The 4,082-nt window shown below is 67.6% G+C and carries 5 protein-coding genes; all 5 read left to right on the plus strand.

The genetic code is table 11. The annotated features are described in order from the left end of the window. Positions 1–785 (plus strand): acyl-CoA dehydrogenase family protein (locus Y706_RS25565; RefSeq protein ID WP_043436196.1); only part of this gene is annotated, 785 nt, incomplete at its 5' end. Between the two features lie 19 nt (positions 786–804). Next, positions 805–1,605 carry a CoA transferase subunit A gene (locus Y706_RS0114195; protein ID WP_028277095.1) on the plus strand — a complete coding sequence of 267 codons (801 nt, stop codon included), beginning with the start codon at positions 805–807 and terminating at the stop codon, positions 1,603–1,605. A 2-nt stretch (positions 1,606–1,607) separates the two neighbouring features. Continuing rightward, positions 1,608–2,369 carry a CoA transferase subunit B gene (locus Y706_RS0114200; protein WP_028277096.1) on the plus strand — a complete coding sequence of 254 codons (762 nt, stop codon included), beginning with the start codon at positions 1,608–1,610 and terminating at the stop codon, positions 2,367–2,369. Next, entirely contained in the window at positions 2,366–2,938 is a 573-nt protein-coding gene (locus Y706_RS0114205; RefSeq protein ID WP_028277097.1) for a MaoC family dehydratase, read from the plus strand. The genes Y706_RS0114200 and Y706_RS0114205 overlap by 4 nt, the downstream gene beginning before the upstream one ends. Then, positions 2,935–3,777, plus strand: a complete 843-nt coding sequence (locus Y706_RS0114210; protein ID WP_028277098.1) for an HpcH/HpaI aldolase/citrate lyase family protein — start codon at positions 2,935–2,937, stop codon at positions 3,775–3,777. Before Y706_RS0114205 ends, Y706_RS0114210 begins: the two co-directional genes overlap by 4 nt. Positions 3,778–4,082: the final 305 nt, after the last annotated feature.

Here is a 4,082-nt window from a genome sequence, read left to right on the forward strand (position 1 = left end):
CCGAGCCGGAAGCCGGCTCGGACGCCGGCGGGACGAAGACCACCGCCAAGCTGGGCGGCGGAGAGTGGGTCATCAACGGCAACAAGGAGTTCATCACCAACTCCGGCACCGACATCACCAGGCTCGTCACCGTCACCGCGGTCACCGGCCAGGAGGAACGCGCGGACGGCAGCATCAAGAAGGAAATCTCCACCATCCTGGTGCCCACCAACACTCCGGGCTTCACCGCGGAAAAGGCGTACAACAAGGTCGGCTGGAACGCCTCGGACACCCACCCGCTGACGTTCAGCAACGTCCACGTCCCCGAGGAGAACCTGCTCGGCACCCAGGGCCGCGGCTACGCCAACTTCCTCTCCATCCTGGACGAAGGCCGGATCGCGATCGCGGCCCTGGCCGTCGGCGCCGCCCAGGGCTGCGTGGACCAGTCGGTGAAATACGCCAAGGAACGCAGCGCGTTTGGGCAGAACATCGGCAAATACCAGGCCATCGCATTCAAGATCGCCCGGATGGAAGCCCGCGCCCACACGGCCCGCCTGGCCTACTACGACGCGGCCGCCCGGATGCTTGCCGGCAAGCCGTTCAAGACGCAGGCGGCCATCGCTAAGATGGTCGCAGGCGAGGCAGCCATGGACAACGCGCGGGACGCCACCCAGGTGTTCGGCGGCTATGGCTTCATCAACGAATTCACCGTGGCGCGCCACTACCGCGACTCCAAGATCCTTGAAGTCGGCGAGGGCACCACGGAGGTCCAGCTGATGCTGATCGCCCGCGAACTGGGACTGTAGCCGGCCGGAAGGATCACCGATGATCAACAAAGTTGTTGCCAGCGCCGCCGAGGCTGTCGCGGACATCCACGACGGCGCCTCGCTCGCCGTCGGCGGGTTCGGGCTGTGCGGCATTCCCGTGACGCTGATCGAGGCCCTGCATGAGCGCGGTGCCACGGACCTGGAAACCGTCAGCAACAACTGCGGCGTCGACGACTGGGGCCTCGGGATCCTGCTCAAGGACGGCCGGATCCGGCGCACCATCAGCTCCTACGTGGGGGAGAACAAGGAGTTCGCCCGGCAATACCTTTCCGGCGAGCTGGAGGTGGTCCTCACCCCGCAGGGCACGCTGGCCGAAAAGCTGCGCGCCGGCGGCGCGGGTATCCCCGCGTTCTACACCCCGGCCGGCGTCGGCACCCAGGTGTCCGACGGCGGCCTGCCGCAGAAGTACGACGCCGAGGGCAACGTCGCGATTGCCTCCGCCCCGAAGGAAGTCCGCAGCTTCCAAGGCGCCGAGTACGTGCTGGAGGAATCGCTGACGCCCGACTTCGGCCTCGTGCACGCCTGGAAGGGTGACCGCCACGGCAACCTCGTCTTCCACGCCACGGCCATGAACTTCAACCCGCTGTGCGCCATGGCAGGGAAGATCACCATCGCCGAGGTCGAGGAGCTCGTGCAGCCGGGGGAGCTGGACCCGGAGCACGTCCACGTCCCGGGGATCTTCGTCCAGCGCGTGGTTCTGGCCCCGCAGGGCGAGAAACGCATTGAGAAGCGGACGGTTGCGGTGGCCTCCAGCGCCTCCGGCACACCAAAACCGTCGCCGGAGCAGGCAGGAGCCTAGCCGTGGAAACGAACAAAGCCGCAGAGGCCCCGCCCCGACCCGAGGCCGTGCGCCACGAATACCGGCGCTCCGCCGTCGAACACGCCGCCGGTGCTGAGGGCAAGGGCTGGACCCGAAATGAACTCGCGGCCCGCGTGGCGCAGGAACTGCACAACGGCCAGTACGTCAACCTCGGCATCGGCATGCCGACGCTGATACCCAACTACATTCCGGCCGGCGTCGAGGTGGTGCTGCATTCGGAGAACGGCATCCTGGGCGTCGGGCCGTACCCGGCCGAGGATGAAGTCGACCCGGACCTGATCAATGCCGGCAAGGAAACCGTCACGGTCAACAAGGGCGCGGCGTTCTTCGATTCCGCAGCCTCCTTCGGCATGATCCGGGGCGGCCACGTCGACGTGGCCGTGCTCGGCGCCATGGAGGTCGCCGTCAACGGCGACCTCGCCAACTGGATGATCCCGGGCAAGATGGTCAAGGGCATGGGCGGCGCGATGGACCTGGTGTTCGGGGCCAAGAAGGTGATCGTGATGATGGATCACGTGGACCGCAACGGCAAGCCGAAAATCGTGGAAACCTGCACGCTGCCGTTGACCGGCAAAGGCTGCGTGGACCGGATCATCACCGACCTCGCCGTGATCGACGTCGTGACCGAGGGCGGGAAGTCCCGGCTGGTGCTGCGGGAACTGGCGCCGAACGTGTCCGTGGAGGACGTCGTGGCGGCCACCGGAGCCGAACTCTTTGAGGAAGACCAGGAACTGACCGTATGAGTGATGCAGGCACGACTTCACCGGGCACAGGCGCGCACCCGGGTACCGGCACCCCCCGGGTGATTGAGCAGCGCGGCCTCTATTTCGATGAGCTGGATGAGGGCGTGGTCTACGCCCACCGGCCGGGCCGGACGGTCACGGAGACGGATAACGTCCTGTTCACCACCATGACCATGAACACCCAGGCCCTGCACCTCGACGCGGCCTGGAGCGCCGGGCAGCCCTTCGGCCAGCGGCTGATGAATTCGATGTTCACCCTGGCCACCGTGGTGGGCCAGTCCGTGCCGCAGCTGACCCAGGGCACCATCATCGCCCAGCTCGGCCTGACGGATGTGTCCTTTCCGCACCCGCTGTACCACGGGGACACCCTCTACACGGAGACGGTAGTGACCGGGAAGAGGCTGTCCGCGTCCCGCCCGGGGCAGGGCATCGTGACCATGCAGCACACCGGACGGAACCAGCACGGGGACGTGGTGGCGCTCGCCGCCCGCAGTTGCCTGATGTGGACACGCGAGGCCCACGCCGCTGCCGAGCTGGAAGCGGCGCAAAAGGGGAGAATAGAGACATGAGTTTCCTGATGGGCCCTGCCCTGCTGTTCTGCCCCGCCGACCGCCCCGAGCGGTACCAGAAAGCCGCGGAACGCGCCGATACCGTGATCGTAGACCTTGAGGACGCCGTTGCCCCTGCCGACAAGCAGCGGGCCCGCGGCGCCATCCTTGCCCAGCTTGGCGCCACCGGCGACGTCCCGGAACTGGATCCGTCCCGCACGATCGTACGGGTCAACCCGGCCGGCACGGACGAGTTCGAGAAGGACCTGCACTGCCTCAAGCACACGCCCTACCGGCACATCATGCTGGCCAAGGCGGAAAGCGCTGCCCAGCTGAGGGAACTCGAGGGCTACAGCGTAATTGCCCTCTGCGAGACGGCCGCCGGCGTCCTCAACGCCGCCGCCATCGCCGCCGAGCCCAATGTGGTGGCCCTGATGTGGGGTGCGGAGGACCTGCTGGCATCGCTCGGCGGAACCTCGAGCCGGGCGGAGGACGGCAGCTACCGGGCCGTCGCGCTGCACGCCCGGTCCAGCGTGCTGCTGGCCGCCGGCGCCTTCGGCAAGGACGCGATCGACGCCGTCTACGTCAACATCCCGGATCTGGCCGGTTTGGCCCTCGAATCCCGTGACGCGGTGGCGTCCGGATTCTCGTCCAAGGCCTGCATCCATCCGGACCAGGTGGTCGTCGTCCGCGAAGCCTACGCACCCTCCGAGGCCGACGTCTCGGCAGCCGCGGAGCTGCTCGATGCCGCCTCCGCAGCCGGCTCGGGCGTCTTCCAGTTCAAGGGCAAGATGGTCGACGGGCCCATCCTCAAGCACGCCGCGTCCACACTGCGCCGCGCGGGCCGCGTCGGGTCCTGACCGAGGGCCGGCTACCCACCGACGTGTGCCCTGGGTTAGTGGGGTGGCCGGCGTCCCGGGGCTGGCGCCGGGCATCCTCGTGGGTGCCCAGGTGGGACTCTGCCGGGGTGGACTTCGTCGATTCGCCACAGATGGCCGGATTGGCTGGTCCTATTGCGGCCATCTGCGGCGAATGGGTGCCTTGTGGCTCTGAATCCTCGACCAGTCTCCGCGGCCCGTGCCCCGCATTTGTGCCACGTGTCCCGGGCTGCCCCAAGAACTGGACATGCTCCGTGTGGCCGTCAAGAACTGGACATGCTCAGTGG

It is taken from the genome of Arthrobacter sp. I3, assembly GCF_000520575.1.
In the GTDB taxonomy this organism is placed as follows: domain Bacteria; phylum Actinomycetota; class Actinomycetes; order Actinomycetales; family Micrococcaceae; genus Arthrobacter; species Arthrobacter humicola_A.

Excerpts from the sequence above, each read along its gene's own strand:
- Y706_RS0114205 (WP_028277097.1), top strand. The coding sequence starts at position 2,366 with ATGAGTGATGCAGGCACGACTTCACCGGGCACAGGCGCGCACCCGGGT.
- Y706_RS0114210 (WP_028277098.1), top strand. The coding sequence starts at position 2,935 with ATGAGTTTCCTGATGGGCCCTGCCCTGCTGTTCTGCCCCGCCGACCGC.
- Y706_RS0114195 (WP_028277095.1), top strand. The coding sequence starts at position 805 with ATGATCAACAAAGTTGTTGCCAGCGCCGCCGAGGCTGTCGCGGACATC.